The 26,750-nt window shown below is 61.9% G+C and carries 29 protein-coding genes; 9 read left to right on the forward strand and 20 right to left on the reverse strand.

Annotation, left to right across the window (positions count from 1 at the left end; genetic code table 11):
* A partial coding sequence (locus QMX88_RS17390; protein WP_282371497.1) for a DUF2817 domain-containing protein occupies positions 1-431 on the forward strand: 431 nt, incomplete at its 5' end.
* A 119-nt stretch (positions 432-550) separates the two neighbouring features.
* Here QMX88_RS17390 and QMX88_RS17395 read toward each other — a convergent pair.
* Together QMX88_RS17395 and QMX88_RS17400 are read right to left on the reverse strand one after the other, a co-directional pair.
* Positions 551-1,393, reverse strand: a complete 843-nt coding sequence (locus tag QMX88_RS17395) for an NAD-dependent protein deacetylase (protein ID WP_282371499.1) — start codon at positions 1,391-1,393, stop codon at positions 551-553.
* Positions 1,394-1,628: 235 nt separating this feature from the next.
* Positions 1,629-2,453, reverse strand: a complete 825-nt coding sequence (locus tag QMX88_RS17400; protein ID WP_442969470.1) for an HDOD domain-containing protein — start codon at positions 2,451-2,453, stop codon at positions 1,629-1,631.
* Positions 2,454-2,733: 280 nt separating this feature from the next.
* Here QMX88_RS17400 and QMX88_RS17405 point away from each other — a divergent pair, with 280 nt between their 5' ends.
* Both QMX88_RS17405 and QMX88_RS17410 read left to right on the forward strand, forming a co-directional pair.
* A complete protein-coding gene (locus tag QMX88_RS17405) occupies positions 2,734-3,753 on the forward strand; it encodes a branched-chain amino acid aminotransferase (RefSeq protein ID WP_282371503.1) in 1,020 nt (339 codons plus the stop codon).
* A gap of 228 nt (positions 3,754-3,981) precedes the next feature.
* Positions 3,982-5,223, forward strand: coding sequence for a serine hydrolase domain-containing protein (locus tag QMX88_RS17410; protein ID WP_282371505.1), 1,242 nt, complete (start codon positions 3,982-3,984; stop codon positions 5,221-5,223).
* Positions 5,224-5,371: 148 nt separating this feature from the next.
* Here the strand turns inward: QMX88_RS17410 and QMX88_RS17415 are convergent, their stop codons facing one another.
* From QMX88_RS17415 to QMX88_RS17435, 5 genes are all read right to left on the reverse strand, one after another.
* A complete protein-coding gene (locus QMX88_RS17415) occupies positions 5,372-6,298 on the reverse strand; it encodes a LysR family transcriptional regulator (protein ID WP_282371507.1) in 927 nt (308 codons plus the stop codon).
* Positions 6,299-6,357: 59 nt separating this feature from the next.
* A complete protein-coding gene (locus QMX88_RS17420) occupies positions 6,358-7,287 on the reverse strand; it encodes an AEC family transporter (protein WP_282371508.1) in 930 nt (309 codons plus the stop codon).
* 168 nt (positions 7,288-7,455) lie between these two features.
* Positions 7,456-7,776, reverse strand: coding sequence for an RcnB family protein (locus QMX88_RS17425; protein WP_282371509.1), 321 nt, complete (start codon positions 7,774-7,776; stop codon positions 7,456-7,458).
* 82 nt (positions 7,777-7,858) lie between these two features.
* On the reverse strand, positions 7,859-8,167 hold the full coding sequence (locus QMX88_RS17430; RefSeq protein WP_192172021.1) for an RcnB family protein: 309 nt from the start codon (positions 8,165-8,167) through the stop codon (positions 7,859-7,861).
* A gap of 119 nt (positions 8,168-8,286) precedes the next feature.
* Complete coding sequence (locus tag QMX88_RS17435; RefSeq protein ID WP_282371510.1) at positions 8,287-9,144, reverse strand: SDR family oxidoreductase; 858 nt, start codon at positions 9,142-9,144, stop codon at positions 8,287-8,289.
* 84 nt (positions 9,145-9,228) lie between these two features.
* On the opposite strand from QMX88_RS17435, the gene QMX88_RS17440 reads away from it, so the two are divergent.
* Positions 9,229-9,642, forward strand: a complete 414-nt coding sequence (locus QMX88_RS17440; RefSeq protein WP_282371511.1) for a winged helix-turn-helix transcriptional regulator — start codon at positions 9,229-9,231, stop codon at positions 9,640-9,642.
* A gap of 124 nt (positions 9,643-9,766) precedes the next feature.
* On the opposite strand, the gene QMX88_RS17445 is transcribed toward QMX88_RS17440, so the two are convergent.
* On the reverse strand, positions 9,767-10,951 hold the full coding sequence (locus QMX88_RS17445; RefSeq protein ID WP_282371512.1) for an MFS transporter: 1,185 nt from the start codon (positions 10,949-10,951) through the stop codon (positions 9,767-9,769).
* A 106-nt stretch (positions 10,952-11,057) separates the two neighbouring features.
* Between QMX88_RS17445 and QMX88_RS17450 the strand changes: the two genes are divergently transcribed.
* Positions 11,058-11,999 (forward strand): LysR family transcriptional regulator, encoded by a 942-nt coding sequence (locus tag QMX88_RS17450; RefSeq protein ID WP_282371568.1) that lies wholly within the window; start codon positions 11,058-11,060, stop codon positions 11,997-11,999.
* A 19-nt stretch (positions 12,000-12,018) separates the two neighbouring features.
* On the opposite strand, the gene QMX88_RS17455 is transcribed toward QMX88_RS17450, so the two are convergent.
* The 9 genes from QMX88_RS17455 to QMX88_RS17495 form a co-directional block, all read right to left on the reverse strand.
* Positions 12,019-12,486 carry a GNAT family N-acetyltransferase gene (locus tag QMX88_RS17455; protein ID WP_282371513.1) on the reverse strand — a complete coding sequence of 156 codons (468 nt, stop codon included), beginning with the start codon at positions 12,484-12,486 and terminating at the stop codon, positions 12,019-12,021.
* Positions 12,483-16,160 carry a transporter substrate-binding domain-containing protein gene (locus tag QMX88_RS17460; RefSeq protein ID WP_282371514.1) on the reverse strand — a complete coding sequence of 1,226 codons (3,678 nt, stop codon included), beginning with the start codon at positions 16,158-16,160 and terminating at the stop codon, positions 12,483-12,485. The genes QMX88_RS17455 and QMX88_RS17460 overlap by 4 nt, the downstream gene beginning before the upstream one ends.
* Positions 16,161-16,168: 8 nt before the next feature.
* A complete protein-coding gene (locus tag QMX88_RS17465) occupies positions 16,169-16,795 on the reverse strand; it encodes a response regulator transcription factor (protein WP_065991486.1) in 627 nt (208 codons plus the stop codon).
* A 363-nt stretch (positions 16,796-17,158) separates the two neighbouring features.
* Positions 17,159-17,548: a response regulator gene (locus QMX88_RS17470; RefSeq protein ID WP_192172015.1), complete on the reverse strand. Its 390-nt coding sequence runs from the start codon at positions 17,546-17,548 to the stop codon at positions 17,159-17,161.
* Positions 17,549-17,857: 309 nt separating this feature from the next.
* Positions 17,858-19,189, reverse strand: a complete 1,332-nt coding sequence (locus QMX88_RS17475; RefSeq protein WP_192172014.1) for a deoxyguanosinetriphosphate triphosphohydrolase — start codon at positions 19,187-19,189, stop codon at positions 17,858-17,860.
* A gap of 95 nt (positions 19,190-19,284) precedes the next feature.
* Positions 19,285-20,448, reverse strand: coding sequence for an EAL domain-containing protein (locus QMX88_RS17480; RefSeq protein WP_282371515.1), 1,164 nt, complete (start codon positions 20,446-20,448; stop codon positions 19,285-19,287).
* A gap of 142 nt (positions 20,449-20,590) precedes the next feature.
* Positions 20,591-20,932, reverse strand: coding sequence for a hypothetical protein (locus QMX88_RS17485; RefSeq protein ID WP_192172012.1), 342 nt, complete (start codon positions 20,930-20,932; stop codon positions 20,591-20,593).
* Positions 20,929-21,315, reverse strand: a complete 387-nt coding sequence (locus tag QMX88_RS17490; RefSeq protein ID WP_192172011.1) for a phage holin family protein — start codon at positions 21,313-21,315, stop codon at positions 20,929-20,931. The genes QMX88_RS17485 and QMX88_RS17490 overlap by 4 nt, the downstream gene beginning before the upstream one ends.
* Positions 21,316-21,320: 5 nt before the next feature.
* Complete coding sequence (locus QMX88_RS17495) at positions 21,321-21,635, reverse strand: DUF883 family protein (RefSeq protein WP_065991492.1); 315 nt, start codon at positions 21,633-21,635, stop codon at positions 21,321-21,323.
* A 260-nt stretch (positions 21,636-21,895) separates the two neighbouring features.
* Between QMX88_RS17495 and QMX88_RS17500 the strand changes: the two genes are divergently transcribed.
* Positions 21,896-22,135, forward strand: coding sequence for a glutaredoxin family protein (locus QMX88_RS17500; protein ID WP_282371516.1), 240 nt, complete (start codon positions 21,896-21,898; stop codon positions 22,133-22,135).
* Between the two features lie 57 nt (positions 22,136-22,192).
* Here the strand turns inward: QMX88_RS17500 and QMX88_RS17505 are convergent, their stop codons facing one another.
* A complete protein-coding gene (locus QMX88_RS17505) occupies positions 22,193-22,459 on the reverse strand; it encodes a hypothetical protein (RefSeq protein ID WP_192172009.1) in 267 nt (88 codons plus the stop codon).
* 411 nt (positions 22,460-22,870) lie between these two features.
* Between QMX88_RS17505 and QMX88_RS17510 the strand changes: the two genes are divergently transcribed.
* Positions 22,871-23,761 (forward strand): RluA family pseudouridine synthase, encoded by an 891-nt coding sequence (locus tag QMX88_RS17510; RefSeq protein ID WP_282371517.1) that lies wholly within the window; start codon positions 22,871-22,873, stop codon positions 23,759-23,761.
* Positions 23,762-23,873: 112 nt separating this feature from the next.
* On the opposite strand, the gene QMX88_RS17515 is transcribed toward QMX88_RS17510, so the two are convergent.
* Both QMX88_RS17515 and mobA read right to left on the reverse strand, forming a co-directional pair.
* Positions 23,874-24,098 carry a YgdI/YgdR family lipoprotein gene (locus QMX88_RS17515; protein ID WP_074887297.1) on the reverse strand — a complete coding sequence of 75 codons (225 nt, stop codon included), beginning with the start codon at positions 24,096-24,098 and terminating at the stop codon, positions 23,874-23,876.
* Between the two features lie 84 nt (positions 24,099-24,182).
* Positions 24,183-24,776, reverse strand: a complete 594-nt coding sequence (gene mobA, locus QMX88_RS17520; RefSeq protein ID WP_282371519.1) for a molybdenum cofactor guanylyltransferase MobA — start codon at positions 24,774-24,776, stop codon at positions 24,183-24,185.
* A 78-nt stretch (positions 24,777-24,854) separates the two neighbouring features.
* On the opposite strand from mobA, the gene moaB reads away from it, so the two are divergent.
* Together moaB and QMX88_RS17530 are read left to right on the forward strand one after the other, a co-directional pair.
* A complete protein-coding gene (gene moaB, locus QMX88_RS17525; protein ID WP_122538205.1) occupies positions 24,855-25,394 on the forward strand; it encodes a molybdenum cofactor biosynthesis protein B in 540 nt (179 codons plus the stop codon).
* A gap of 6 nt (positions 25,395-25,400) precedes the next feature.
* Positions 25,401-26,615 (forward strand): molybdopterin molybdotransferase MoeA, encoded by a 1,215-nt coding sequence (locus QMX88_RS17530; RefSeq protein WP_282371523.1) that lies wholly within the window; start codon positions 25,401-25,403, stop codon positions 26,613-26,615.
* Positions 26,616-26,750 lie beyond the last annotated feature (135 nt).

The following is a 26,750-nucleotide window of genomic DNA, read 5'->3' on the forward strand; positions in this document are numbered from 1 at the left end:
GCCATCCCATGCTGATGAGCATCGTCGAGGCGGCCTACCCCGCGCTGGAGGATGCGAAAGCGTTGTTCGGACCGTGGCTGTTCACGCTGATCACCGGCGCCAATCGGGTCAGCGAAACCGGTGTCGCGGCGACCTCCACCGGCTACACCTCGCAGATGCTCCTCGACGCCTTGCCGGGCGTGCACCTGATGCCGTTTGTCATCGAGTGCGGCACGTACCCGGGCGCAGAAGTGCATGGGCATTTGCGGGATGATCACTGGCTGCACCTGCACGGCGATCCCCTGGACGAGACCGGTCGACGGATCAAGGAAGGGCTGCTGGAGCAGTTTTACCCGGCGGACCCGGATTGGCAGGAAGTGGCGTGGGTGAGGACGCGGCAGGTGTGGGACAGGGCGCTGGCGGCGTTGCCGGGGATTCGCGCAATCAGATGAAGGATCGGGCAAGGTGGGAGCGGACTTGCTCACGATATAGGGCGGGCCATCCGCTAAATCTTCAGCGACTGAAATGCCGTCTTCGTGAGCAAGCTCACTCCCACATGTCGTGCTGCCCGTTAACCCTGTAACAGCCGCTGGGCCAACGCTGGCAACAGCTCCTCGCACGACGCTTCGATCTTGAGATCCAGCAGATCATCGGCCCGGGTTTTGCCCAGGTTGATGGCGATCAGCGGTTTGCCCTGATCCTTCATCGCGCGGCACAGGCGGAAGGCGGAGAACGCCATCAGCGACGACCCCACCACCAGCAGTCCCTGGGCTTCTTCCACCCGATGCATGGCCTTGGCCGCCGTGGGTGGCGCCACGTTTTCACCGAAAAACACCACGTCCGGCTTCATTCGCTCGCCGCCGCAGTGGGGGCAGTGCGGCACCTGGAAGCGTTCTTCGAAGGCGGGGTCCAGCAAAGTGTCGCCATCCGGCGCCTGCACCGCATCGACGCCTGCCAGATACGGGTTTTGCTCGATCAGGGTCAACTGAATGATGTCGCGTTCGGTGCGGTGGTGGCAGTCCAGGCAAAGCACCCAGTGCAGACTGCCGTGCAATTCCACGACGTCATGACTGCCGGCCTGATCGTGCAAGGTATCGACGTTCTGAGTGATCACCCCGCTGATGAGATCGTGTTGCTGCAAGCGGGCAATCGCTTCGTGGGCCGGATTGGGTAGCGCGGCGCGAACCCGGGGCCAGCCGAGCATTGCCCGGGCCCAGTAGCGACGTCGGGCCTCGGGCGCATTGAGGAATTCCTGAAACATCATCGGCTGCCGACCCCGTCGCACGCCCTCGCTGTCGCGGTAATCCGGGATACCGGACGACGTACTGATCCCGGCGCCGGTCAGCACGAGGAACGAGCGGTCGTGCATCCAGTGCAGCAGGGTGTCGACGTGGGTGTCAGGAACATCAGGCATGCACAGGTTCTCAAGAGCGGCTGTGCGCTGATACTAGTGGGACAGGCTTCAGCCGGGAAGGGGCCTCGGTAAGCACCCTCAATTTTGCAGCGTGACGCCTAACGTTTTCCCGGCTGAAGCCAGTCCTACGAGTGACCGTGTTGTGTCAGTGGGACCGAGATCAATTTGTAGGACCGGCTTCAGCCGGGAAGGGGTCGGTTCAGGCGCCATCCATTTCAGAGCATGACCGCTTTCCCTAACTCAACAACTCCGCAAACGCTTTGTCGTCCTCCAACACCTTCGGCAGCGCCGCGAACACCGCATCCAGATCGACCCCCTCCAGCAATGGCCCATCCACTTCCTGCTTCGCCTGCGCCGTGGCGCCGCCGTGATTTTCCAGCGCAGCGGAAATGGTCAATGCCTGGGCAACAATCCGTGGCTGGGTCGCGTCCCCCGGTGCCTGCATGGGCCGCGCCTGATAAGCGATGGCATTCTGGATGACCTCCGGCAATCCCCAGCGCCGGGCCAGTTCCGCGCCGACTTCCGGGTAACCAAAGCCCAATTGCAAGGTTTCAATCGCCGCACGCCCGGTGGTGCCGGTCTTGGTTACGCTGTTGATGCGCTCGGCAACGGCGGGTGCGCCGGTCTGGATCAGCAGCTCGCCGATGTCGTGCATGACCCCACAGGTGAAGGCGATTTCGGCATCGGCGCCGGACTGTTTCGCCAGCAAGCGGCAGATCCCGGCCACTTGAAAGCTCTTCAGCCAGAAGCCCTTCAGGTCAAAACTTGGCCCTGCCTTGAACGCGCCGGTGACTGCGGAGGCCAGCACCAATGTGCGCAGGGTGTTGAAGCCCAGACGCATGGCCGCGTCCTCGATGCTCGACGACTCCCGCGCACCGCGAAAACGCGCGGAGTTGGCCAGCCGCAGAATTTTCGCCGCGATCACCGGGTCCTTTTCGATGTTGCCGGCGATGCTGCCCAGGTCCGACGACGGGCTGTCGAACTGTTTGATCAGGTCCTGCGCCACCTTGGGAATGCTGGGAAGACTGCTCAAATCGGCGAACAACTGATCGATACCCATGGGTGCTGCTCCTGTCTCAGACGATTTACACACCTTAGGCAACATTGGCGAAACTGCACGCGCCTCTGGGCGGTTTTGCTACAGACGGCACAAACCGGCGCGCACAGGCACGCTAGCGGCGGATCTTTTTCAGCTCATCGGCCGCCGAGGCGGTTTGCAGGGAGAAAAATCAGTAATATGGCGACACACCGGAACGGGTTGCGTCCTGCTCCGGGCCTTATCGATGAAACGCCAGACGCCGGACACTCCCGGCCGAGCTGGCCTGGACATAGAGGGTGTCATGGGTAACGACAGCATTAACTGGGACAAGCTTGGCTTCGACTACATCAAGACAGACAAACGCTACCTGGCACACTGGCGCGATGGCGAGTGGGACCAAGGCACCCTGACCGAAGACAACGTGCTGCACATCAGCGAAGGCTCGACCGCGCTGCATTACGGCCAGCAATGCTTCGAAGGCCTCAAGGCCTATCGCGCCAAAGACGGCTCGATCAACCTGTTCCGCCCCGACCAGAACGCCGCGCGCATGCAGCGCAGTTGCAGCCGCCTGCTGATGCCCCACGTGCCGACCGAGCAGTTCATCGAAGCGTGCAAGCAAGTGGTTCGCGCCAACGAGCGTTTCATCCCGCCATACGGCACCGGCGGTGCGCTGTATCTGCGCCCGTTCGTGATCGGCGTCGGCGACAACATCGGCGTGCGCGCTGCGCCCGAGTTCATCTTCTCGGTGTTCTGCATCCCGGTTGGCCCGTACTTCAAGGGCGGCATGAAACCCCACAACTTCGTGATCTCCAGCTACGACCGCGCCGCGCCACAAGGCACCGGCGCTGCGAAAGTCGGCGGTAACTATGCCGCGAGCATGATGCCGGGCAGTGAGGCCAAGAAAGCCAACTTCGCCGACGCCATCTACCTCGATCCGCTGACCCACAGCAAGATCGAAGAGGTCGGCTCGGCCAACTTCTTCGGGATTACCCACGACGACGAGTTCATCACGCCGAAATCGCCGTCGGTGCTGCCAGGCATTACTCGCCTGTCATTGCTCGAACTGGCGCAGAGCCGCCTGGGCCTGAAGGTCATCGAAGGCGAGGTGTTCATCGACAAGCTCGACCTGTTCAAGGAAGCCGGCGCGTGCGGCACTGCGGCGGTGATCACCCCGATCGGCGGCATCAGCTACAAAGACAAGCTGCACGTGTTCCACAGCGAAACCGACGTCGGTCCCGTGACCCAGCGCCTGTACAAAGAGCTGACCGGCATTCAGTACGGCGACATCGAAGGCCCGGCGGGCTGGATCGTCAAAGTCTGATTCGACGCGTCCTGCAAGCCTGAAAAACCACCGCCTTCGTGCGGTGGTTTTTTTTGCCTTCGATTCGGTCAGGTGTGCAATCGCAGACGTCAGGGTATGAAACCACTGAACTGTTCACCCGGTGCAATACCGGTGAGTGGGCTATGGTTCAAGCGCGCACGTTCTTTCAGTCGGACCGGTTTTAGCCGGAAATTCAGCGTCCATCGACGACAAAAAAAAGGATACGTCATGCACTCACCCGTCTCCCGTCCCGCCGCTTTCAACCGGCCGCTGACCCTGTCCCTCGGTCTGCTCGCTGCCGTACTTGTTTCCACTGCTTGTGCAGACGACTACCCCCACGCCCAGGAACCCATCGGCACGGTCGAGCAGATCTACGACGGCGCCATGCTCCCGGACCTGGCGGTCAGCACCTATCGCAATATCGGCCGGCTGTTTCCCACCCACACCATCCAGGCGGGCGATCATCCCTATGCACTGCCGAAGTCGGACCGACAACTGCCCAACGTGCGCTTCACCGTCGAGGGCAAAAAGTACGACCTGTACGACTTCGTGGCGCTGGACAGTATTACCGCGATGCTGGTGATCAAGGACGGCAAGATCGTCTTCGAGACCTATCAGCGCGGCAACACCGAGAAAACCCGCTGGATGTCGATGTCGATGGCCAAATCCATCACCTCGACCCTGACCGCGGCGGCAATCAAGGATGGCCTGATCAAGGGGCTTGACGCCCAGGTGGTCGATTACGTGCCGGCCCTCAAAGGCAGCGCCTACGACGGGGTGACCGTGCGCAACGTGCTGATGATGTCCTCGGGGGTGAAGTGGAACGAAACCTACACCGATCCGGCGTCGGATCGGCGGGCGTTGCTCAAGGCGCAGATTTCCCAGCAGCCCCATTCGGCCATGGCGCTGATGGCGAGCCTGCCGCGCGCAGCGGAACCCGGCACGGTGAACAATTACAGCACCGGCGAAACCCAGGTCCTCGGCGAGATTGTGCGGGGCGCGGTGAAGATGCCGCTGGCCGAGTACCTGTCGAAGAAGATCTGGCAGCCGTTCGGCATGGAAAGCGACGCGACCTGGTGGCTGGACTCTCCTGACGGCGTGGAGATCGGCGGCAGCGGCATCAGCGCCACCCTGCGGGATTACGGGCGCTTCGGCCTGTTCTTCATGAACGATGGCAAGATCAACGGCACTTCGATCCTGCCCGATGGCTGGGTCAGGGAGGCGACGCTGCCGACCACCCTCAAGGGCGGCAAGAGTCTGGATTACGGTTATATGTGGTGGACGGCCTGGACCGCACCCTCTGTGAAGGACGGCGCCTATTCCGCAGTCGGCATCCAGGGACAGAACATTTACGTTAACCCGGCCAACAATGTGGTGATCGTCACCTTCGGCGCGCAGCCCAAGCCGGTGGACAAAGAGCCCATCGACCCGATGGCCTTCTTCGATGCGGTGGTCGCGGCGTTGAAGTGATGGCAGGCAGGAGAGGCTTAACCGGCCCGCTGGATCAACGCGATCCCTGTGGGACCGGCTTTAGCCGGGAAGAGGCCTGTGCAAACGACATCATTTTTGCGGAGTCTTCGCCGATGCGTTCCCGGCTAAAGCCGGTCCTACCAGCCTGTTAACGCCGCCCTCGCGAGCCCTTCGACATCACCCCATATTCCCCCAGCAATTGCTCCAGCCAATCCATGAACACCCGGCACCGCTGGGGCAGATGGCGGCGATGGGCGTAGAGCAGTGACACCGGCATCGCCGTTGGCCGGTACTCGGGGAGGATTTCGATCAAGGCGCCGCGTTGCTGCTGGTAAGCGTCAGCCAGGCGCGGAATCTGGATGATCCCCAGCCCGCCGACACACGCCGCCTCGTAGGCTTCAATGTTGTTCACCGTCACACTGCAGGGCATCGACACATGGAAATCCTTGCCCTCGCGGCAATACTCGAATAACGATTCGGCAGCGCCGAAAGCCGGTGCGTAGTTGATGAGCCGATGCTGCTGCAGGTCTTCCAGATTCTGCGGAATCCCGAACCGCTCGGCATAGCTCTCGCTGACGCAGTTGATCATCCCGAACAGGCCGACGTTGCGTGCGATCAGCGGCGTGTCCGGCAGGGCGCCAATGCGCAGCACGCAATCAAAGCCCTCGCGGACCAGATCAACGCGCCGGTCGGTGCTGCTGATTTCAAGCTCGATCAGCGGGTGCCGCTCAAGGAATTCACCCAGCCGTGGCATCACCAGGCGCCGGGCAATGGCGGTGGGCATGTCCACCCGCAGCCGTCCGCTGAGCGCCGAGTTGTCCTGGCGGAACAGGCCCTCCAGCTCGTCCATCTGACTGAGCACATCCTTGCTGCGCTCATACAGCGCCTGGCCATCGGGGGTCACCTGCACCTTGCGCGTGGTGCGCAGGAGCAGTCGTGCGCCGAGCAGTTCTTCGAGGCTGCGCACATGCTCCGACACCGTCGAGCGCGGCAGGCCCAAGGCGTCGCCGGCGTGGGTGAAGCTCGACAGCTCGGCGACCCTGACGAAGGTTTTCAGCAAATCCAGCTTGTTCATTGCGACGCACCCATCTAGTGCCTGAATGTATGCCCGAGCTCATCCCTGACGCCAGCCCGTCAACCGTTGATGTAGTAAATGCACAGCGACAGCGTCACCAGCGAGCCCAGCGTCGAGATCAGAATCGTGCTCGACACCACCGACGCCTCGCGCTTGTAGTACTCGGCCAGCATGAACGGCCCGGTGCCGGTGGGCAGAGCGCTCAACAGCAGGGCAGAGTTGGCCCACAGCGGAGGCAGGTGAAAGACCCGAAAGGCCAGAAACCAGGTCAGCAGCGGGTGAGCAATCAGCTTGATCAGCACCAGCAGCGTCGTGCCCTCACACGGGCCTTGCTGTTTCTGAGCGAGAAACAGGCCCAGAGAAATCAGCGCGCAGGGCGTCGTCGCGGCACCCAGCAGGCTGAGGAATTTATCCAGCGCGCCCGGCAATGCCATGCCGGTGGACGCCCAGCAGGCGCCCAGTATCGGCGAGACCACCAGCGGGTTTTTCGCCAGTGCCAGCAGCACTTTGAGCACGATGCGGTGCACCCGTGCCTCGCTTTGCAGGCCGATTTCGATGCACACCAGGGCAATGCCGAACACCACGCAGACCACCAGCAACGAGGCGATGAGCGCCGGCTCCAGGCCGTCCTGCCCCAGCACCATGACGCACAGCGGAATGCCGATGTAGCCGGTGTTGGCGTAGGAGGCGCTGAGGGCGTCGATGCTGGCATCGGCGAAATGGCCGGCCTTCCGGCGCCGCAGCAGCAGGGTAATAACGAACATCGCCATAGTCGACAGGGTGAAGGTCAGCACGAAACCCGGGTGCCAGATCTGCGCCCAGGTGGCGTGGGCAGTGGCGGTGAACAGCAGTGCCGGCAAACACAGCCAGACCACCATTCGGTTGATTTCAGAGGCGGCGGTCGGTCCGAGGCGGTTGGTGCGGCGACAGAGGTAGCCCACCAGAATGAGGGCGAAGATGGGCAGCAAGACATTCAAGACGGAAGACATCGAACCTGGGCCTATGGCGCAACAGACAAGAGCCGCAGAGTAGAGGGCGCAATCGTTAGGGTGCAACCTTTCTTGTCAGCCGTGGCAAGGAGTGGCGAGCATTTGGAGGAGGGGGAAGGCGGGAGAGTGCCCGACGGGGGTCAGGCACAGTGGGCGGTACGTCGGTAATCACTTTTTCAGCGGTTTGAGATTGCCCGGCGCGATGTCGAGGACCTTGCCGTCTTCCATGTTGATGAGCGCATATTTATCGCTGATTAGTACCCATTGCGTGCCTTCTTTGGGCGCGGTCAGGCCCTTGCCTTGCCAGTCCTTGACGCCGACGCGCTCGTCTTTGTACAGGTCATGGGTGGTGTCGCCGACCTTGTACTGTTCATTGGTGTGTTCCGCCTGAACGCTTTTGGTTGCAGGGGTTTGCGCCATCGCCGCGAAGCTGGTGCCGCTCAGACAAGTGACCACTGCCGCGCAAGCCATCAGTTTTTTGATGTTCATGGGAATTCCTTTGGTCGTCCGTATAGGTTCTTTCACCTGGTGCGCGCCACATGGACCCGACGCGCTGGGTCAGTGGCCCGATTTATTTTTCGATCGGGACAATCTTGGTGATCTGGCCGTTGGTGGTCTGCACTTCGACGTATTTGTCGTGGATGCGCGTCCACTGGCTCATTTTGGCCGGTTCTTCCAGGCCCTTGGCTTTCCAGTCCTTGATCGCGGCGTCCGGACGCTGGAATTCCTGCGGCGAACGGCTGCCGACTTCGAGCTCCCGCATATTGTCTCGGGAAGGTTGAATGGTCGGCTCCGTTGCGTTGGCGGCCTGGACCGTGAAACTTGCAACGGAAACGCTACCCAGAATCGCCAGACCGGCAATGAGCGATTTGCTGTTCATTCGAAACTCCTTGGCCAGCGCGTGGTGCGCTGTCATTGGTTTCGACCCTGGGGGGCGCAAATCATTCAGTGCCCGTGCTGGCGCGCCGCCCGCGTGCAGCTGCGAGGCGGCAGCGAAGGTTACCGGGGCAGCGCTTCAGCAATGCTCGCCGACAGCGGTGCGGTCGGCCGGCCAATCAGGCGGCTCAACTGGCGAGTGTCGTCGAACAGGGCACCCTTGGCCGCAGCGGCATCGGAGTTGGCGAGCAACTCGGCGACGAATTCCGGCAGCCCGGCGTGCAGCAACGCAGCCTTGTAATCGGCCTCGGGAAGATCGGTGTAGACGACAGGCTTGCCGGATTGCTGCGCTATTTGAGCGGCAAATTCCTTCAGCGTGTAGGACTCGTCGCCGGCCAGCTCGTAGACCTTGCCCGCCTGATCCTCAGTGGATGTCAGCATGACGGCCGCTGCCGCTGCGTAGTCTGCCCGGGCGGCAGAGCTGATCCGGCCATCACCCGCGCTGCCGTAATGGGCGCCGTTCTCTACCGCGTGGGCAACGCCGGCCGTGTAGTTTTCGTGGTACCAGCCATTGCGCAGCACCACCGCCGGAACGCCGGATTGCGCCAGGGCCGCCTCGGTCTGCTTGTGTTCTTCGGCCAGGCCCAGCGCCGAGGTATCGGCGTGGAGCACGCTGGTGTAACCCAGCAGTTTCACGCCCGCGCGTTTGGCCGCGTCGATCACCGCCTGATGCTGAGCGACCCGCTGGCCCACTTCACTGGATGAGATCAGCAGGACTTTCTCGGCGCCTGCAAAGGCCTGGTCCAGAGTGGTCGGCTGCGCGTAATCGGCCTGGCGAACCTGCACGCCCCTGGCGGCGAGGTCAGCCACTTTTCCCGGATCACGGGCCGCTGCGACGATCTGCGAGGCAGGAACGGTTTCGAGCAGTTGAGCGATGACGAGGCGGCCCAGCTGACCTGATGCACCGGTGATGACGATCATGATGATTCCCGAACGAAGTTGATTGAGCGATCAGCATAGTCACCGTGCTAACCTTTCGTAAGTACGTACGAAAAGGTAAGTGTCATGAACGATATTGCTTCGCCCTCTGTAGGCTCCGTCTCACTGCTCGAGCGAATTCGTACCGGAGAGGTGCTGGCCCGTGACTGCCCGTCGCGGGAAATCCTCAATCATGTGTGCAGCCGCTGGGGCGTGCTGGTGCTGGTGGTATTGCTGGACGGCATGCACCGGTTCAGCGAACTGCGGCGCAAGATCGGCGGCGTCAGCGAAAAGATGCTGTCGCAGACGCTGCAGAGCCTGGAACAGGACGGGTTTGTCGACCGCACGGCGCTGCCGGTGGTGCCGCCCCACGTCGAATACCGTCTGACGGCGATGGGCGAGGAGGTCGCCCTGCAGATGGACGGGCTGACCACCTGGATCGAAGACAATCTGCCGCGCATTCTGGCGGCGCGGGAAGGGAAAGCGTTGGCGCTTGAGTAACCGGTTCTTCTTATTTGCAGATTTGCAGAGGCGGGATGCCGCGCTCAAAAAACGGCATCCCGACGCTGCGTGTTCTGCCTGGCAAGGCAGCAGCCCAACATCGCTTGACTGCCAGACCGAGTCCTTAACGCTTACGCATCATCAACAGCGCAACCACAATCGCCAGGGCGGCGATCCCGGTCGCGATCCAGCCCAGCGACCCCAGTCCGAGGTGGCCAATACCCAACCCGCCAAAAATCGCACCCAAGCCAATGCCGGCGTTGGCCGCCGAAATGTTCATGGTCGCCGCCAGTGCCTGAGCCTTGGCACCGGCCTGCATCACGCGCACCTGGCACACCGGAAACAGTGCGGTGTACGCAACGCCCCACAAGACCAGCGCGGCGATCAGCCAGATATGGTCCGTGGCCAATGGAATGGCGGCGGCCATGCCGATACTCAGAATCACCAGGAACAGCACCATCGCGCCCAGCGGGCTGCGATCGACCAACTTTCCGCCCCATTGGTTGCCGATCATGCCGACCGCGCCGAAGCCCATCAGCCACCAGCCGACCTGATTGGTCGGAACGCCGGCCAGGGTCTGGAGGATATCGGCCAGGTAGGTGTAAGCCGTGAACATCGCGGTGAACGCGAGCACCGACAGCAACACGTGGGCGAGGAAGCGCGGCTGTTTCAGGATGTCGGTCTGCTTCTCACCGTGCTTGGCAGGGGAGGAAGGCAAGGTCGGCATGCACAACTGCATCAGGATGGCGATCACCAGCGAGATGACGGCCAGGACCCAGAAGCTGCCGCGCCAGCCGAGGGTGTCGGCGGCGACGGTGCCCAACGGCACACCGAACACCAGGGCGGCGGAAATGCCCAGGTAGACCCGCGACACCGCCTGACCCGATTTGCCGGGTGCTGCCAGTTGCCCGGCAGTTTCGCTGGCGGTGCCCCAGAACACAGGCAGGCCCAACGCCGGAATGAAGCGCGCGAGGGCCATGACCCAGATATTGGTGGACAGCGCCGCCAGCACGTTGGAAGCGGCGAACACCAGCAGGATGATGGTGAAGAGTTTCTTGCGCTCGACGCCGGCCAGTTTTGCCGTGAGGAACGGCCCGCACAACATCACGGTAAAGGCGAACAGTGTCACCACCTGGCCAGCCACGGCGATCGACACGCCCAAGTCCTTGGCCATGGCCGGAAGCAGGCCGACGATGAGGAATTCAGTGGTGACGATGATGAATGCAGCGATCGCCATGATCAGGATTTGTATCCCTGATCGAGACGAGGCATCCGGCGCAGAGGCCGTTGCGGAATGTGAAGGTTGCATAGAAGAAGCTCCAATGGACGTTGCCATAGCCTATTGGAGATGTGAGTTCTCATCCGCGACATAAATGACTTACTATCGCGAACTCAGTTCAGCAATGGTAATCGCCGTGTTCTCATCCGAGCGTCTCAAGGGCATTGATGTATTTGTGGCCGTGGCCGATTTCGGCAGCTTCGCCAACGCCGCATTGAAGCTGAACCTGACAGCATCGGCGGTCAGCAAAAGCATCGCCCGCCTGGAGCAGCGATTGGGCCAGCGCCTGTTCAATCGCACCACGCGCCGCCTGGCCCTCACCGAAGCCGGTGTGAAGTTCTACGCCACCTGCAGCGGCGTGCTGGCTGATCTCGAAGAAGCCGAGCTGGCCCTCGCATCGGAGCGGCATGAGCCCCATGGCCGGGTGCGGATCGATTTGCCGGCCTCCTACGGACGTCTCCACGTGTTGCCGCTGATCCTTAATTTCGTCAGGGAATACCCGCTGCTGCAGCCGCACATTTCGTTCTCAGACCGGTTCATCGACCCGGTGCATGAAGGCATCGATATTGTGGTCAGAATCGGCGGGCGCGATGCATGGGCGGCGGGGTTGGGGCATCGTTTCATCGGCGCTCAGCGACTGGTGTTCTGCGCCGCGCCGAGTTACATCGCCGAGCACGGTCGGCCCGAGACGGACGCCGATCTTGAGCATCATCATTGCATCGCCTACGGCCAGTCCGACGGGCAGGTCGGGCCCTGGTATTTTCGCGGGCGCGTGCCGGGGGATCAGGAGCGGCGCGTCATTCATCCGCGCATTGCCGTCGGCGACGGGGAGGGCGAAGTATCGGCCACGCTGGCCGGGCATGGCATCGCGCAATTGCCGACCTGGCTGGTGCAGACCCACCTCAACGAAGGACGGCTGGTTGAAGTGCTGCCGGAGCTTGCCACCGATGGACTGCCGATGAATCTGGTCTGGCTGAAAACCCGAGAGGCGCTGCCGAAAGTGAGCATTCTGCTGAAATACCTGAGCGAGCACCTGGCGCCCTACGGCAGCGTCGATTCTGCTACCGGGCCGGTCTGAACGGGGCACACATCGGCGGCTATAAGTCCTTGCCCATGGTCATTTCACAGACAGCCATCCCCGACGTTTCGTACATCCTCCGCGCCCCATGGTTGTCTGCAAATACGTTGAGCTCCAGACGCCGGATACCGCGCTCGATGGCCCACGCTTCGACGGCGCTCAGTGCCTGCCGGCTCAAGCCCTGACGTCGGAAGGCCTGATGAATCTCCAGGTCGTAGATGAACAGCCTGGCTGGCAACGGCGGGTCCTCCACGACGCCTACCCACAGGCTGCCCACCTCAACGCCTTCGTCGATGCATAGGCAGTAGAACCAATGCCCCTCGGTGTCCAGACCCTCCGCCAACAGGTCGTTGAAGTCAGCGCTGGCGCTTTCGACGGCCGGCGCCTCAGACAATCCGTAGGTGCGCGCGATATCCCGGGCATACCCGCCCACCGAGCGGGCAGCAAATGCCTGAAAATCAGCGGCGGTCATCGGCATCAGCTTCATGTCTGCGGTCCCGCCTGGGGCACGAGCGCTTTCCCGCGATAAGACACCAACGCCTGCTCCAGCGCGCCCATCGCCTCATAAAGGGCTGACTGCCGCTCGCCGATAGTGGCGGCCGGCGCTTCGGCCTCGCAGGCCGCTTCCAGCGCTTCGCAGCCCTCGATGACAGCCGTTGCGGAAATGATGTTCGCGGCGCCGCGCACCTTGTGGCCGATGTCTTTCAGCTGCTCCGGGCGCGTGGTCGCGTTCAGCTCGGCGCGGTCCTGACGAATGCTGGTGATGAGTTGAGCGAGCAACCGCTCGTTCATGTCGGCCCTGCCGCCGGTCAGCGCTTCGATGGTGTGCGGGTCGAACACCGCCTGGGGCGGCTGAACGGGCACGGCGGGCAGCACGCCCGACGCAGGCGAAGCTCGCAGCGGCATGATCTTGCTCAAGCGGTCGTTCAGCGCGGTCAGGCTGATGGGTTTGAACAGGCAATCATCCATGCCGGCATCACGGCAGCGTTGCTTTTCCTCCGGCTGCGCATTGGCGGTGTAGCCCAGCACGGTGCAGCGCGGACGTGCCTCGGTTTGCTCCAGCTGGCGGATGGCCCGCGTCAGGTCGTAGCCGTTCATGACCGGCATGTTGCAGTCGGCGATTACCAGATCGAAACGCTCCCCAAGCCAGCGCTCCAGAGCCTCGGCGCCCTGAAGCGCCATGTCGCAACGGTGCCCGAGAAAGCACAGTTGCTCGAACAGCAGCAGGCGGTTGGCCGGGTGATCGTCGACGATCAGAATGTGCAGCTGGCCCGATGCGTGGGGCGCCGCCTCGCGGGCAATGCTTTTCGCATCGAGCGGCTCCAGGGTAGTGAATTCGAAGGTCATCTCGATTCGCGTGCCATCCCCGGGACGGCTGCTCAGCGTCAGGTTTCCGCCCATCATTTCGCACAGACTGCGACAGATCACCAGACCCAGCCCTGCGCCAGTGCGCGCCAGCTGCCCTGATTGATCGACCTGGGCGAAGGGCGCAAACAACCGCTGCTGGTCCTGCTCGGTGATCCCGATGCCGCTGTCGTGAATCACCACCTGCACGCGCATTTGCTGCGGGCTGCGGCCGGCTTCGGTCTGTAGGCTGATCTTGACCTGACCCATTTCGGTGAATTTGATGGCATTGCTGATGAGATTGGAAAGGATCTGCTTGAAACGCAGCGGGTCGATCAGCACGTCCGTGTTGGTTCGCGCGTCCAGATCCAGGGCCAGCGTGAGGCTTTTTTGCCGGGCCAGGCCGTCGAACACCCGCACCACGGATTCGACCAGTTGGCGCAGATTGGCGCGCTCGGGGCTTAGGCTCAATCGGCCGGACTCGATGCGTGCGATGTCGAGAATATCGCCGATCAGCTCCAGCAAATCCTTCGCCGAGCTGTAGGCCACTTCAATGGCCGGGCGGTCCAGATGGCCGTGGTCGGCACGCTTCAGGGCCAGCTCGAGCATGCCGATGACCGCGTTCATGGGCGTGCGGATCTCATGGCTCATGGTCGCCAGAAAGGTGCTTTTGGCGCGGTTGGCATCGTCCGCCAGCTCCTTGGCCGTCTGCAGCTGCTCGATCAATTGCCGCCGTTCGCTGATGTCGATCCAGCCGCCAATGATGCCTTGCACTTTGCCGAGGGAATCGCGGAACGGCAGGATCCAGTGGTAGATCGTCAGCTCGCGGCCGCCGATGTGCAGCGAGCGATCCAGAATCAGCGGCTCGTTTTCGGCCATGACACGCTTGTAATCCTCGACGTAGCCCAAGGCCTCTTCAGTGTCGCTCAATATGCCGTCCAGAATGCTTTCGCCGATCACCTCCTCGCGCCGCGCGGCGAAGGCGGCGAGGTAGCTTTCATTGCACATTTGCAGCAGGCCGTCGCGGTCGCGGACGTAGATCGGATGAGGCGTGCCATTGACCAGCGCGCTCATGAATTCGAACTGGTCGTTGAGCGCCCGCTCGGCTCGCTCGCGCTGTTTGATCTGCCGGCGCATCCAGGCATTCCAGGCCAGCGAACCCAGCAGCAGCAGGCTGGCGCCGCCGATGATTTGATAGATCAACAGCTCATAGTCGTGCCACGCGCCGCTGCTTGGCGGGGTATAGGTGCGCCAGCGATTGTTGATCGCGGCCAGGTCTTCCGGGGCGATGCTCGACAGCGCCTTGTCAAGAATCGAGGTCAGCTCGGTGGCATTGCGGGACGTGGCCATGGCAATGCGCGCCGGTTCCTGCCCGACCGTCACGCGCATCTGCAGCGTGTCGTTCAACGCCCGGGAGGACAGGAAATAACTCGCGCTGAACAGCGACGTGATGGCGCCCTCTGCCCGGCCGTGGGCGAGCATGTCCAGGGCTTGCGCCGGGTTGTCGACCTCCACCGGATAAATGCCCGGGTGGTGGTCGCGCAGGAAGGGCAGGATCGGGCTGCTGAGGGCCAGCGCCACCCGCTTGCCGTCCAGCTGATCGAGATTGGAGGGCGCCGAGGTTTCCTTGCGCGTGACCAGCACGAACACGTTGTCCATGTAGGGGCGGCTGAAATTGAAGCGGTTCTGGCGCTCTTCGCTGGGGATCATCGCGCCGATCAGGTCGGCCTGGCCCTGGCTCAACTGATTGGTCATGTCGTTCATGCTGGCGGCATGGCTGACTTTAAAGGTGAGCCCGGTGCGCAGGCGGATGAGTTCGAGTAAATCAGCGGTGACGCCGCTGAAATTGCCGGCCGCATCAAAGAACGTCAGCGGCGCGTAGGCTTCGTTGAACACCACGCGAACGATCGGGTGCTGGGCGATCCAGCGTTCTTCCCGTTGATTGAGCTGCAGCTTCTGGTCGGTCAGCATCAGGTCGCTGCCGGCGCCCCAGCGTTTGGAAATGGCGATGCGCTCTTCCACCGGAATGCCCTTGAGCACCCGATTGACGATGTCCAGCAGTACCGGGTTGGACGCCTCCACCGCGAAGCTGAAACCGTTTGCCTCGTGCTTGCCGAAATTGGCCATCTGCACGTTGTTCAGATAGCCCTTGTTGATCACGTAGTGAGTGGAAATCGTGTCCCCCAGAAACACGTCAGCCTGGTTGAAGGCCACGGCGTTGATCGCACTCTGGAAGGAGGGGAAGGTCTGCAGGCGCGCCTTGGGATACAGCGAGGCGATTTCCTCCGGCGGCAGGTAGTGATAAACCATGCTCAGGCGCAAACCGTTGAGGTCGCCGCTCAAAGGTCGGGTTTCTCCCGCGCGGGTCACCAGCACGGGCTGATCAACGGCGTAGGGCGTGGACAGCACGATCCCGCGTGACGCCGCTTCATAGCCATTGGCGCTGCCCAGCAGGTCGATTTCGCCTTTGCTCAGCGCCTGCACCGCCTCGTCGCGGCTGGCGAAACGCAGGACTTTGACCGGCAGGTCGAGTACGCGCCCGAGAATGCCGACGTAATCAGCGGTAAAGCCTTCGTAGTCGTGCCCGGTCAGGGTCATGTCGAAAGGCGGGTAGTCCGGCGCGGAGGTGCCGACCACCAGTTCGCGCTTGTTGCGCACCCATTGCCACTGGGCGCGCTCCAGCGTCACGTCCATGTGCGCAGGGTTGGAGCGGCTGAGCAGCGTGTAGCGTTCCGGTGCCAGGGGATCTGCCTGGGTATCGAAGCCCACACAGACCATCACGGCTGCTATCCAATAGTCCTTTAACGCCTTTGGCATCCTGTCTCTCACACTAGCGAATTGCGTTTTGCCATCTCGATAAGTTCTACCAGAGTCTTGGCCTTGAGTTTTTGCATCAATCGGGTTTTGTAAGTGCTGACCGTTTTGTTGCTGAGGAACATGCCTTTGGCGATTTCCTTGTTTGTCCGCCCCTGGGCAAACAGTTGCAACACCATCAGTTCACGGTCATTGACGAGTTTGAAGCGCTCAAGCTCGTTGGGGTCACCCTCTTTTTTGATCGACGCGGCAAGGGCCTGACTGGGAAAGTAATTGTAGCCGGATAATACCGCTTTTACCGAGCTGACAAGTTCGCTGAGGTCTTCCTGCTTGCACACATAACCCGAGGCCCCCGACTGCATGCATCGGATGGCGAACAGGCTCGGCGCCTGAGCGGTGAGTACGAGAATCTTCGAGGGCAGGTTCATGGCGTTGAAGCGGGCGAGGACTTCGAGCCCGTCCAGCTTGGGGATGCTGATGTCGAGGATGATCAGGTCGGGCATGCATTCACGGACCATCTGCATGGCGTCGACGCCGTTGTCGGTCTCTCCGACCACCTCGTAATTTTCGTTTTCCAGAAGCATACGTATGGCCATGCGTATGACCGGGTGGTCGTCGATAATAAAAATTGAGTTCATGATGAATCCATAACGGGTGGCAAGAAAGCGCGCACCTTATCTCAGATGTTCAAGGCGCACATAAGGAGATCATGCCCGAAGCGCTATATAGGAATGTTCCTACAGAAATAAGCGTATGTGCGTACATGGATGCACGCAGCGGTCATGAATGTTTAATACGTAACTGCAGTTACCCTTGAATTAAATGCATTTAAACGCACGTGTTTATTTCGAATCGGAATAACCCTACACATTCGCGAAACTGTGCCTACATTTTTAAATACGTCGCTTGCCGGATATCAACGGCACATCAGAAATGCGCACTCGGCATTGGCCTGGATGAGTGCTGACACAGACAGGGAAAGACCGGCCTGCAAGCGAACATTACGCGGGTGTGGACAGCAGACTGATCAGCTCCAGGGTGTTGAGCGGTTTGCTCAGGCACCCCAGCAATGGCAGGCCCATCGCTTTGGCTTCCGACTCAAGGGTGGCCAGCGGATCGGCATCGAGGCCGCTGAGCAGGACGGCACGCTGGATCAAGCCGCGCTGGTTCGCCGTCTGTATCAGCTCCAGGCCGCACATACCGGGCAGACGCTGGTCGCAGAGCAGGAGGTCATAGGGTTCGGCGCTGCGCTCCATGGCGCCGAGTGCTTCGCTGGCATTGAGCGCCGGCGTGATGCGGTACAGGCCATGGTTGTTCAGCAGGATCTGCAAGGCGATCAGTTGAAACGGATGATCCTCTACCAGCAGGATTCGGAAATCTTTAGTGAACATCGGCGGTTCCAGACGTAGGGGAAGTGAGCGCCGCTGTTTGAAGGCGGGCTGGCGGCGCGCTCGCAGGGCGAGCGGTGTCTTCGGGAGGTAATGGGTCGAGTTGTCCCAAGGCTCGGAATGGCGCGGATTATTCGGCAGGGATGTACGACCAGCGATAAGGGCATTCCGACGGTTGTGTAGGAAATATCCGAAGTTGCTGTTGGATTGCCTGAAGGCCCAACGAGAAAAGCCCGAATCCGGGCCCTGATTCAGGGTCGGATTCGGGCTTTTGCCAGCGCCTTCGAAAAGGCGCGACGGCTAAAGGCGCCGCTAGACGGGGCTGGAGTGCCCGGTCATTTCACGGGCCATTTCGCTGGCGTAGCTGTCGGTCATGCCGGCGATGAAATCGATGACCCGGAGAAAGGACGTGTGCAGCGGCCAGCTCGGGTCGGGCGCGTTATTGCCGAGCAGATCGAGAATGCGCCGGCTCTTGAACGACAGGTCATGCCCGCCGAATTGCTCCAGTGCCGCGCCGCAGAACGCATTGAGCAGGATCTCCAGCGTGGTGTAGGCGCCGATTTCGTGGAGCGTCTTGCGCTTGTCCTGAAAGATCTTCTTGCGCGCCATGTCCTTGGCGTTGAGCACGCAGCGTTTGGCCGGCCCGTGCATGTGCTCGACCAGATCACCGTGCAGTGTGCCGGCCAGCAGCGCGTCCTGCTGTTCGACGAACGCGCGGGCGGCGGCGTTGGTCAGGTGCTCGATGGCTTTGCCCCGCAGAATCGCCAGTTTGCGACGCCGCGAGTCATTCGGTCCCAACTGGCGATAGGTCTCCGGCAGGTCATCGCCCACCAGACCCAGCAGCAGCGACTCTACTTCGTCGTAGGTGAGCAACTCCATTTCCAGGCCGTCTTCGAGATCGATCAGCGCGTAGCAGATGTCGTCAGCAGCCTCCATCAGGTACACCAGCGGATGCCGGGCCCAGCGTTGGTCCTCGATCTGCGGCAGGCCGAGTTTGCCGGCGATCTGCTCCAGGATCGGCAGCTCGCTCTGGTAGCAACCGAACTTGTGTTTCTTGTAGCCCAGCGAGTCGGCGTGACGCGCCGTCCACGGGTATTTCAGGTAGGTGCCCAGGGTGGCGTAGGTCAGCCGCGTGCCGCCCTCGAACTGGTGGTATTCCAGCTGAGTCAGGACGCGGAAGCCCTGGGCATTGCCTTCGAAATTGAGGAAGTCATTGCGCTCGACCTCGCTCATCGCGTCCAGCCAGCCACGGCCGGCGGCCTGTTTGAACCAGTTGCGAATGGCGTCTTCGCCGGAGTGGCCGAACGGCGGGTTGCCGATGTCGTGGGCCAGGCAGGCCGATTGCACGACCATGCCCAGATCGCTGGGGTCACACCAGTCGGGAAGGGCGCTGCGCAGGGTTTCGCCGACGCGCATGCCCAGCGAGCGGCCGACGCAACTGACTTCCAGCGAGTGGGTCAGGCGCGTATGGATGTGGTCGTTGCTGGTGACCGGATGAACTTGAGTCTTGCGGCCGAGACGGCGAAAGGCCCCGGAGAAAATGATCCGGTCGTGATCCTTGTGGAACGGGCTGCGCCCCAATTCTTCAGGGCTGTGCAGGGTCTTGCCAAGGCGCTCGCGGGTGAGCAGGGTTTGCCAATCCAAGGCCGGTACTCCGTCGGGTGATTACCGCGCTAGCTTCCCGGTTCGCCCCGCACGCTGCAAGCACAAGATCGATGAAACGACACCAGCAAGCACCGTCAAAACCCGGCCGCGTCGACATCGATCAGCAACAGACGCTCGCCGTTGTCGAAGAACTGCCCAGCGGTTAGGCAATACTGATTGCTGGTGGCGTCGCGGTAGGTGCTCGACAGCGTCAGGCGCCGCTCGTGCCATCCCTCGGCGAGCAGGTGATAGAAGTAGGGGCGCCAGGACCAGTTATGGCCCAGATACCGGGCGTCCGCCGTCCACGCCCCGTTGCGCCATTCCAGATTGGGCGTGAGCTGAGTGCCATGACGGTCGCACTGATAAAAGCGCAGCAGCCACGGGAAATCCGTGACCTGGGGCAAATCACTCAGCGGCGCATTGCCTTCGGCCCAGCGCTGCAGCCGGGACATCAATTGCGTGAGTTGCCTGCGCAGGGTCATCAGCTGCTCCCGCTCGGCGACTTTCTTCATCACGTAACGATCGCGCAGGGCAGCGAAGCGGTCGACGAACGCATCGGCTGCGAAGAAATTCAGCTGCGCCGGGGCGAACAGATAGCCCTGGACATAACGCGAGCCGCATTCGAGAGCGAAGTCCAGTTCGGCTTCTGTCTCAACGCCTTCGGCGATGATCCAGCACCCGGTTTTCTCCGCCATCTGCGCGAGGGCCTTGACCACATCGCTGCTGGGGCCGCCCCGCGCTGCGGCCTGAAACAGGCGCATGTCCAGTTTGAGAATGTCGGGTTGCAACGCCAGCACCCGGTCCAGCTGCGAATAGCCGGCGCCGAAATCATCGATGGCGATGCGTGCGCCGGCGTCGCGGTAGCGGGCCACTACCTCATTGAGGCGCTGCCCGTCGCCGCTCAACTCGGTAATTTCGAAGACGATCCGTTCTGCGGTGATCCCATAGCTCTGCAGCTGTTTGAGGCTGGGTGGCGATTCATCGGGGCGCAGGCGGCTGATCCAGCGCGGGGAGATGTTCAGGCTGAGGAACCAGTCGCCGGGCGCCTCATGGAAACGGCTCAGGGCATTGTCGCGAACCTGCCGGTCCAGCCGACGCAATTGCACGGCCGGCCGCCGCGGATCCGCAAAAAGTGGGCCGACCGATTGCAGGCTGCCATCCGCCTGGCGCAGGCGGCCCAGGGCTTCGATGCCGGCGATGCGGCCGGTCGCGGTGTCGATGAACGGCTGAAAACAGGCGAGGGGTTGCCCATCGAACACATGGCCTCCTTAGTGGCGATTGAGTGGGGTGGCGTTGGCGAGGGAGTGGCTGCGGGTTCTCGTTCGACAAGCACCGTCGCCTCACCCGATACGCATATCGGGCAAGGCGGGGTTTGTTAGCAAGAATGCAGCCAGAAGGCGTTTAGCGACGGCGGGACGAGTTCTGCAGGGCCATTTTGATCAACGGCAAAACGGTTGCGCTGAACTTGATCAGCCGGGTGACGCTGCCGGTTTTTTTGCTGCGCGTGCCCTTGCCAGTGAGAAATCCCAGCAGGGTCACGACGCCGACGCCCCACAGCGGCCCATGCTTGATGCCGAGGGAGCCGGGCAGGTCGGAGGCCATGCCGCGCATGCGTTGCAGGGGATGCATCAATCGCGAGGATTCCTGACGGATCTCTTGACGGTGCATCTCCATGCGCAGGCGGATCAGCGCTTTGCGCAGCTCGCGACGATTGTGGGTCTGGGGCAATTGAGGTGTGCTCATGGCATCAGTCGCTCGCGGTCATTAGCCAGTTCTTCCAGGGTCGAATGGAAGGGTGAGGACTCATCGAAAACAGCTGCCTTGAGCCGCATGGCGCAGAACAATGCCGCCAGGGTGTACAACCCGCACAAGCCGATGATTCCGTAGAGGCGATAGCTGTCCCAGACCAGAACCAGCAGCAGCGCGGACAGGCCGATGAGCAGCAGCAACGCGAAAACCAGCGCCAGGCCTGCGAACAGTAACAGCCTGACGGTACGGGCTTTCTGCTCCTGAAGCTCGATGCCGAACAGTTCGACATGGGTGTGCAACAGCCCCAGAATGGCCGCACCCAGCCGCCGTGGCGAAGAGGATTGTTCGGTCCCGGTTGGACCTGTCGGCTGCGTCATGGCCGTTAGCGCCGGGTGGCCAGCAGGCCCAGCAGGAAGCCGACGCCAGCTGCGATGCCTACCGATTGCCATGGATTGTTCTGAACATAGTCCTCAGTGACGATGACCGCTTCCTTGCCCCGTGCGCGCAGGGTTTCTTCGGTCAATTTGAGGGTCTCGCGGGCACGGAGCAGGCTTTCGCGAATCTGCTCACGCAGCTCGTCAGCCTGTTCACCGGCCAGAGAGGCCGTGTGCGCCAGCAGTTTTTCCGTATCGGCAACCAGCGTCTGGAAGTCAGACATCAAAATGTCCTGGGCTTTTTCTGCTGTAGGTCGAGCCATGGTTTTCTCCTTAGGGGATGACGATATGGGGTTTCGAGTATGGCGCATTCCTGAAGGTTCATTCCAATCGCGTGAACTGAGCCACCGTTTCGTCTGCAGCGGTTCTGCGCTGTTCCGGTGCACTCGGCGAACGTCGCGCTCCAGTGTGGGCGGGCGATTCGAAGAACATCAGGACGCGTGCGCGGACTCGACGGTATTGGCGGCCGGTTCTAGACTTGTCGATCCAACCCTTGGAATCGCAGCCACAGAGGGGCCCAGCCATGCCACCGGAATGTCAGCTGTTCGGAACGTTGGGGTGTCATTTGTGCGAGGTGGCCGAGGCCGTACTGATGCCGCTGGTGGAGCACGGCTTGATGGTGGAGCTGGTCGACATCGCCGAGCGCGAGGCGGACTACGAAACCTATGGTCTGAGGATTCCCGTGCTGAGGCGGGCAGACACCGGTGCCGAACTGGACTGGCCGTTCGACACCGATCAGGTCGTGCTGTTTCTGAGCGGCTGAAGCACACGTGATCAGGGCATGAATCCCTGCTTCAGCATCGGCTTCAGAGATTGCGGGTCAGAGGTATTGCGTGTCGACCACCATGGCTTGAGCGACGGCGGCTTTCTGCTCCTCGGTCATGCCGTCCCAGACGTGCACTTTGGCGTAGTAGCCCAGGCCGGCGACGATGTACAGGCTCAGGGTCAGCACGATGAACACCGACATGAACGTCCAGCGACCCACGTCATGATCTTCGTTGGAAAAGGACTGGGAGTAGTTTTCATCGTTCTGCGATGAAGTCCCGGTGGAGAGACGTTTGATCCATTGGAAGAATTGAACCAGCATGGGCGTAACCTCAAAAGTTGCGAAAAGAAATCTGTGGCCGGCAGCAGCGCTCAATGCGCGGTACAAATCCTGAAAACGAAAAAAGCCCGTCGATGACGGGCTTTCTTTTTATGAGTTTCAGGTCTGGCAGGCGTTTTCGATTTCGGTCACGAGGCTGTTCGTGTCCGCTCGGATTCGCGCCTGCGTGCCGATTTCGAAACATTTTAGGACAAATCAATTTGCGCATCCAGCGCTGACCTGTGGTTGTCAGACAACTGGCGCCGGATTTCCGTGCGACATAACGTCGCGCACTTCGGTGTGGCGCGTGCTAGAGCCTTCCGGCAAAACTGTTATTTGCCCGGTCGCGCAAAGATTCTTCGGCGTAGATAATGCCAGCCTTGCCGCCATCACCCTTTTTATTCTGAGCCGTTTATGCCCGCACCTGTGTTTACCGCCGCCCACCGTCAAGCCAGCACGTTGTATCTGCCGCCCGGGCCTTGGCTGACGGTGCTCGATTGCCTGTGCGAGCGCTTCAGTGCCATCAGCCGCGAGCAGTGGCTGGACCGCATCGCGCGGGGCAAGGTGCTCGACGCTGACGGCCAGCCGATCGCGGTGGACCTTAGTTACCGCGAAGGCTTGCGCATCCATTACTTTCGCGAAGTGCCCAACGAAACGCCGATCCCGGTGCAGGAGTCGATCCTGTACGCCGACGAGCATCTGGTGGTCGCCGACAAGCCGCATTTTTTGCCCGTCACCCCGGCGGGCGAGTACGTCGAGCAGACCCTGCTGCGGCGATTGATTCGCACCCTCGACAATCCCGACCTGGTGCCCTTGCACCGCATCGACCGGCACACGGCGGGGTTGGTGCTGTTCTCGGCCAACAAGCAAACACGGTCGGCGTATCAGGCGCTGTTCCCAACCCGGCGAATTGAAAAGCGCTACGAAGCGATCGCGCCTGCGCTGCCCGACATGGCGTTCCCGCGCGTTCACAAAAGCCGGCTGGTCGACGGCGAACCGTTCTTCCGCATGCAGGAGGGAGAGGGACCGAGCAACACGGAGACCCGCGTCGAAGTCAGCGAACAAAATGGCGGGCTCTGGCGTTACGCGCTGTACCCGGTGACGGGCAAAAAACATCAGCTGCGCGTGCACATGGCCGCTCTGGGCGCCGGCATCTGCAACGACCCGTTCTACCCCGACGTGCTCAAGGATGCCGTGGACGACTACGCCAATCCGCTCAAACTGCTCGCCCAGGGACTGCGCTTCATTGATCCGGTGACTGGAGAGGAAAGGGTTTTCGAGAGCCGGATCACACTGGATTGGTAACGCGGCTCAGGCCCAGTGTGGCCCGGTTATTCCAGGCAAAAAAAGACCCGCTCGATTGGCGGGTCTTTTGCTTTCAGCGGCGGTCTTTTCAAACCCCGCGATCAAGCGGAGATCACAGTTCTTTAACGGTACGAACCTGATCTTTGTTGATGCGGGTTTCTTTACCGTCCAGCTGCTTGAACTCGTAGAAGCCCGACTCTTCGTCGTACTTCGGCTCGTCGGTTGCCTGGATTTCACGGCCGTCGTTCAGCGTGATTACCGTCGGCGAAGAGCAACCGGCCAAAGAGGCGAGGCTCAGTGCGAGCAGGAAGGCGGCAGGAAGAGTCCGTTGTTTCATTGCTGTGTCTCCGGGGTATTTTGTTTAGTGATGTGTCTGACGCAGAGTGTAACGGCAAAGTTCCATGAAACCTGCCTGCTGCGCTCAGGGCTTGATCTCGGTCAATAGATCCGGCGTGTTCAGGTTGGCGAGACGGGGGTCGTCGGCCTCGCATTGCAACCCGACGGCGCGCAATTCTGCCATGGTCCGGCGCGGGCTGCGCTGTCCTTCCTGCCAATGCTGTTCGAACACCTGCGCGTGACAGGTGGGGATGCAACACAGGAGCGGCTCCCACTGCTCGCCCTGACGGACCATCACCGGCGCGCCGGGATTTGCAGCAGCGGCCTGGCGCAGGCCATCGAGAAGGGCGCGATCCAGGAGCGGCATGTCACAGGGGATGACCAGCAGATAATCATGTTTCGCGACGGCGAGGCCTGCGCGAATACCTGCGTAGGGTCCGGGAAAGTCCTGTTGCTCATCCTCGACCAGGCGGTCGGCGTAGCGCGCGTATTGTTCGCGGTTGCGGTTGCACGAAACGATCAGGTCGTCCGTGAGCGGTCGCACCAGCCCGTACAAATGCTCGATAAAAGGCTTGTCGCGCCATGTGATCAGGCCTTTGTCACGCCCGCCCATGCGCCGGCCCTGGCCACCGGCAAGCAGCAGGATGGAGCAGGGCGGCAGGGCTTCGGTAGGGGTCATGATCAGCTCGGTCGGCGCGGTAAAAAACAGGTGCTGTGATATAACACCGCCCTGTTTCCTCTACAACCGGACCTCGCCATGAAAGCCAAGGCAGACTCGCCTTTCGTACCCCTGAATATCGCTGTTCTGACTGTCAGCGACACTCGCACCTTTGAAACCGATACCTCCGGCCAGATGTTCGTCGACCGCCTGACCGCTGCAGGTCATGGCCTGATCGAGCGCGTGCTGCTCAAGGATGACCTGTACAAGATCCGCGCCCAGGTGGCGACCTGGATCGCCGATGATGAAGTGCAGGTTGTGCTGATCACCGGCGGCACCGGTTTTACCGGCCGCGACAGCACCCCGGAAGCCGTGGCCTGCCTGCTGGACAAACAGGTGGACGGTTTTGGCGAGCTGTTCCGCCAGATCTCCCTGCCCGATATCGGCACCTCTACCATTCAGTCGCGGGCCCTTGCCGGTCTGGCCAATGGCACGCTGGTGTGCTGCCTGCCGGGCTCGACCAACGCCGTGCGCACCGGCTGGGACGGCATTCTCGCCGACCAGTTGAACAACAGCTTCCGCCCGTGCAACTTCGTGCCGCACCTGAAGAAGGCCGAACCCTGCGCGACGCGCGGGTGAGCTGCCATGAATGCACCTGAAATGAGTGGCCTGATGCCCGTCGAAGAGGCCATGCAGCGATTGATGGACCTCGCCGCCGCCGCACCGATCACCGAGCGTGAAACCGTGGCGCTGGCCGATGCCCAAGGACGCGTGCTGGCCGAGGATCTGGTCTCGACGCTGGACGTGCCGCCGTGGCCGAACAGCGCCATGGACGGTTATGCGATGCGCGTCGCGGACTGGACCGGCGAGCCGCTGCCGGTGAGCCAGCGTATTTTCGCCGGGCAGGCACCTGAGCCGTTGCAGCCCGGCACCTGCGCGCGAATCTTCACCGGCGCCCCGGTTCCTGAGGGGGCTGACTGCGTCGAAATGCAGGAGAACGCCGAGGTCCAGGCGGACGCGACAGTGCGCTTTCTCCAGCCGTTGAGCACCGGTCAGAACATTCGCCCGAAAGGGCAGGAAACCACCGTCGGCGACAAGGTACTGGACGCCGGTACGGTCATGAACCCGATCGAACTGGGCCTGGCCGCGACCATGGGTTTCGGCCATGTGCAGGTCGTGCGCCGCGCCCGGGTGGCTGTTCTGTCCACGGGTGACGAGTTGATCGAGCCGGGGCAGCCCCTGGGCCCAGGGCAGATCTACAACAGCAATCGCGTGTTGCTGTGCAGCTGGCTGACGCGACTGGGCTGCGAAGTGGTCGATGCGGGCATCCTTCCCGACAACCTCGAGAAAACCCGCGCAGCGCTGGGCAGCCTGAACAATGTCGACCTGATCCTTTCCACGGGCGGCGTGTCCGTCGGCGAAGCGGATTTTCTCGGCCACGCGCTGCGGGAAGAAGGCGAGATTGCGCTGTGGAAACTGGCGATCAAACCCGGCAAACCGCTGACCTTCGGCCATTTCCGTGGCGTGCCGGTGATCGGACTGCCCGGCAATCCGGCGTCGACGCTGGTGACCTTCGCGTTGCTGGCGCGACCCTATCTGCTCAGACGCCTGGGCGTGCAGGCCGTCAAGCCGCTGCAGTTTCAGGTGCCTGCTGCATTCACCTGGACCAAACCGGGGAACCGGCGCGAGTACCTGCGCGGACGCCTTGAGCAGGGCAGGCTGGTTGCCTACCGCAATCAGAGCTCGGGTGTGCTGCGCAGCGCCGCCTGGGCCGACGGGCTGATCGAGATTGTGGAAGGCACAACGGTGGCGGAGGGCGACCTGCTCAACTTCATTCCGCTGAGCGAAGTCATGGCCTGAAGAGATGAGCCTTCTTCAGAAGGCTCAACCACACAAGCGGGCAGTGGCCGGGAGTTTTCACCCGCACCGCATAACGTGTGGGAGCGAGCTTGCTCGCGAAAGGGCCGGTGTTCGCCCCACATTTCCGGCGGCCAA

Source organism: Pseudomonas sp. PS02290 (assembly GCF_029960075.1).
GTDB lineage: Bacteria > Pseudomonadota > Gammaproteobacteria > Pseudomonadales > Pseudomonadaceae > Aquipseudomonas.

Excerpts from the sequence above, each read along its gene's own strand:
- QMX88_RS17395 (WP_282371499.1), bottom strand. The coding sequence starts at position 1,393 with ATGCCTGATGTTCCTGACACCCACGTCGACACCCTGCTGCACTGGATG.
- QMX88_RS17400 (WP_442969470.1), bottom strand. The coding sequence starts at position 2,453 with ATGGGTATCGATCAGTTGTTCGCCGATTTGAGCAGTCTTCCCAGCATT.
- QMX88_RS17405 (WP_282371503.1), top strand. The coding sequence starts at position 2,734 with ATGGGTAACGACAGCATTAACTGGGACAAGCTTGGCTTCGACTACATC.
- QMX88_RS17410 (WP_282371505.1), top strand. The coding sequence starts at position 3,982 with ATGCACTCACCCGTCTCCCGTCCCGCCGCTTTCAACCGGCCGCTGACC.
- QMX88_RS17415 (WP_282371507.1), bottom strand. The coding sequence starts at position 6,298 with ATGAACAAGCTGGATTTGCTGAAAACCTTCGTCAGGGTCGCCGAGCTG.
- QMX88_RS17420 (WP_282371508.1), bottom strand. The coding sequence starts at position 7,287 with ATGTCTTCCGTCTTGAATGTCTTGCTGCCCATCTTCGCCCTCATTCTG.
- QMX88_RS17425 (WP_282371509.1), bottom strand. The coding sequence starts at position 7,776 with ATGAACATCAAAAAACTGATGGCTTGCGCGGCAGTGGTCACTTGTCTG.
- QMX88_RS17430 (WP_192172021.1), bottom strand. The coding sequence starts at position 8,167 with ATGAACAGCAAATCGCTCATTGCCGGTCTGGCGATTCTGGGTAGCGTT.
- QMX88_RS17435 (WP_282371510.1), bottom strand. The coding sequence starts at position 9,144 with ATGATCGTCATCACCGGTGCATCAGGTCAGCTGGGCCGCCTCGTCATC.
- QMX88_RS17440 (WP_282371511.1), top strand. The coding sequence starts at position 9,229 with ATGAACGATATTGCTTCGCCCTCTGTAGGCTCCGTCTCACTGCTCGAG.
- QMX88_RS17445 (WP_282371512.1), bottom strand. The coding sequence starts at position 10,951 with ATGCAACCTTCACATTCCGCAACGGCCTCTGCGCCGGATGCCTCGTCT.
- QMX88_RS17455 (WP_282371513.1), bottom strand. The coding sequence starts at position 12,486 with ATGAAGCTGATGCCGATGACCGCCGCTGATTTTCAGGCATTTGCTGCC.
- QMX88_RS17460 (WP_282371514.1), bottom strand. The coding sequence starts at position 16,160 with ATGCCAAAGGCGTTAAAGGACTATTGGATAGCAGCCGTGATGGTCTGT.
- QMX88_RS17465 (WP_065991486.1), bottom strand. The coding sequence starts at position 16,795 with ATGAACTCAATTTTTATTATCGACGACCACCCGGTCATACGCATGGCC.
- QMX88_RS17470 (WP_192172015.1), bottom strand. The coding sequence starts at position 17,548 with ATGTTCACTAAAGATTTCCGAATCCTGCTGGTAGAGGATCATCCGTTT.
- QMX88_RS17485 (WP_192172012.1), bottom strand. The coding sequence starts at position 20,932 with ATGAGCACACCTCAATTGCCCCAGACCCACAATCGTCGCGAGCTGCGC.
- QMX88_RS17490 (WP_192172011.1), bottom strand. The coding sequence starts at position 21,315 with ATGACGCAGCCGACAGGTCCAACCGGGACCGAACAATCCTCTTCGCCA.
- QMX88_RS17495 (WP_065991492.1), bottom strand. The coding sequence starts at position 21,635 with ATGGCTCGACCTACAGCAGAAAAAGCCCAGGACATTTTGATGTCTGAC.
- QMX88_RS17500 (WP_282371516.1), top strand. The coding sequence starts at position 21,896 with ATGCCACCGGAATGTCAGCTGTTCGGAACGTTGGGGTGTCATTTGTGC.
- QMX88_RS17505 (WP_192172009.1), bottom strand. The coding sequence starts at position 22,459 with ATGCTGGTTCAATTCTTCCAATGGATCAAACGTCTCTCCACCGGGACT.
- QMX88_RS17510 (WP_282371517.1), top strand. The coding sequence starts at position 22,871 with ATGCCCGCACCTGTGTTTACCGCCGCCCACCGTCAAGCCAGCACGTTG.
- QMX88_RS17515 (WP_074887297.1), bottom strand. The coding sequence starts at position 24,098 with ATGAAACAACGGACTCTTCCTGCCGCCTTCCTGCTCGCACTGAGCCTC.
- mobA (WP_282371519.1), bottom strand. The coding sequence starts at position 24,776 with ATGACCCCTACCGAAGCCCTGCCGCCCTGCTCCATCCTGCTGCTTGCC.
- moaB (WP_122538205.1), top strand. The coding sequence starts at position 24,855 with ATGAAAGCCAAGGCAGACTCGCCTTTCGTACCCCTGAATATCGCTGTT.
- QMX88_RS17530 (WP_282371523.1), top strand. The coding sequence starts at position 25,401 with ATGAATGCACCTGAAATGAGTGGCCTGATGCCCGTCGAAGAGGCCATG.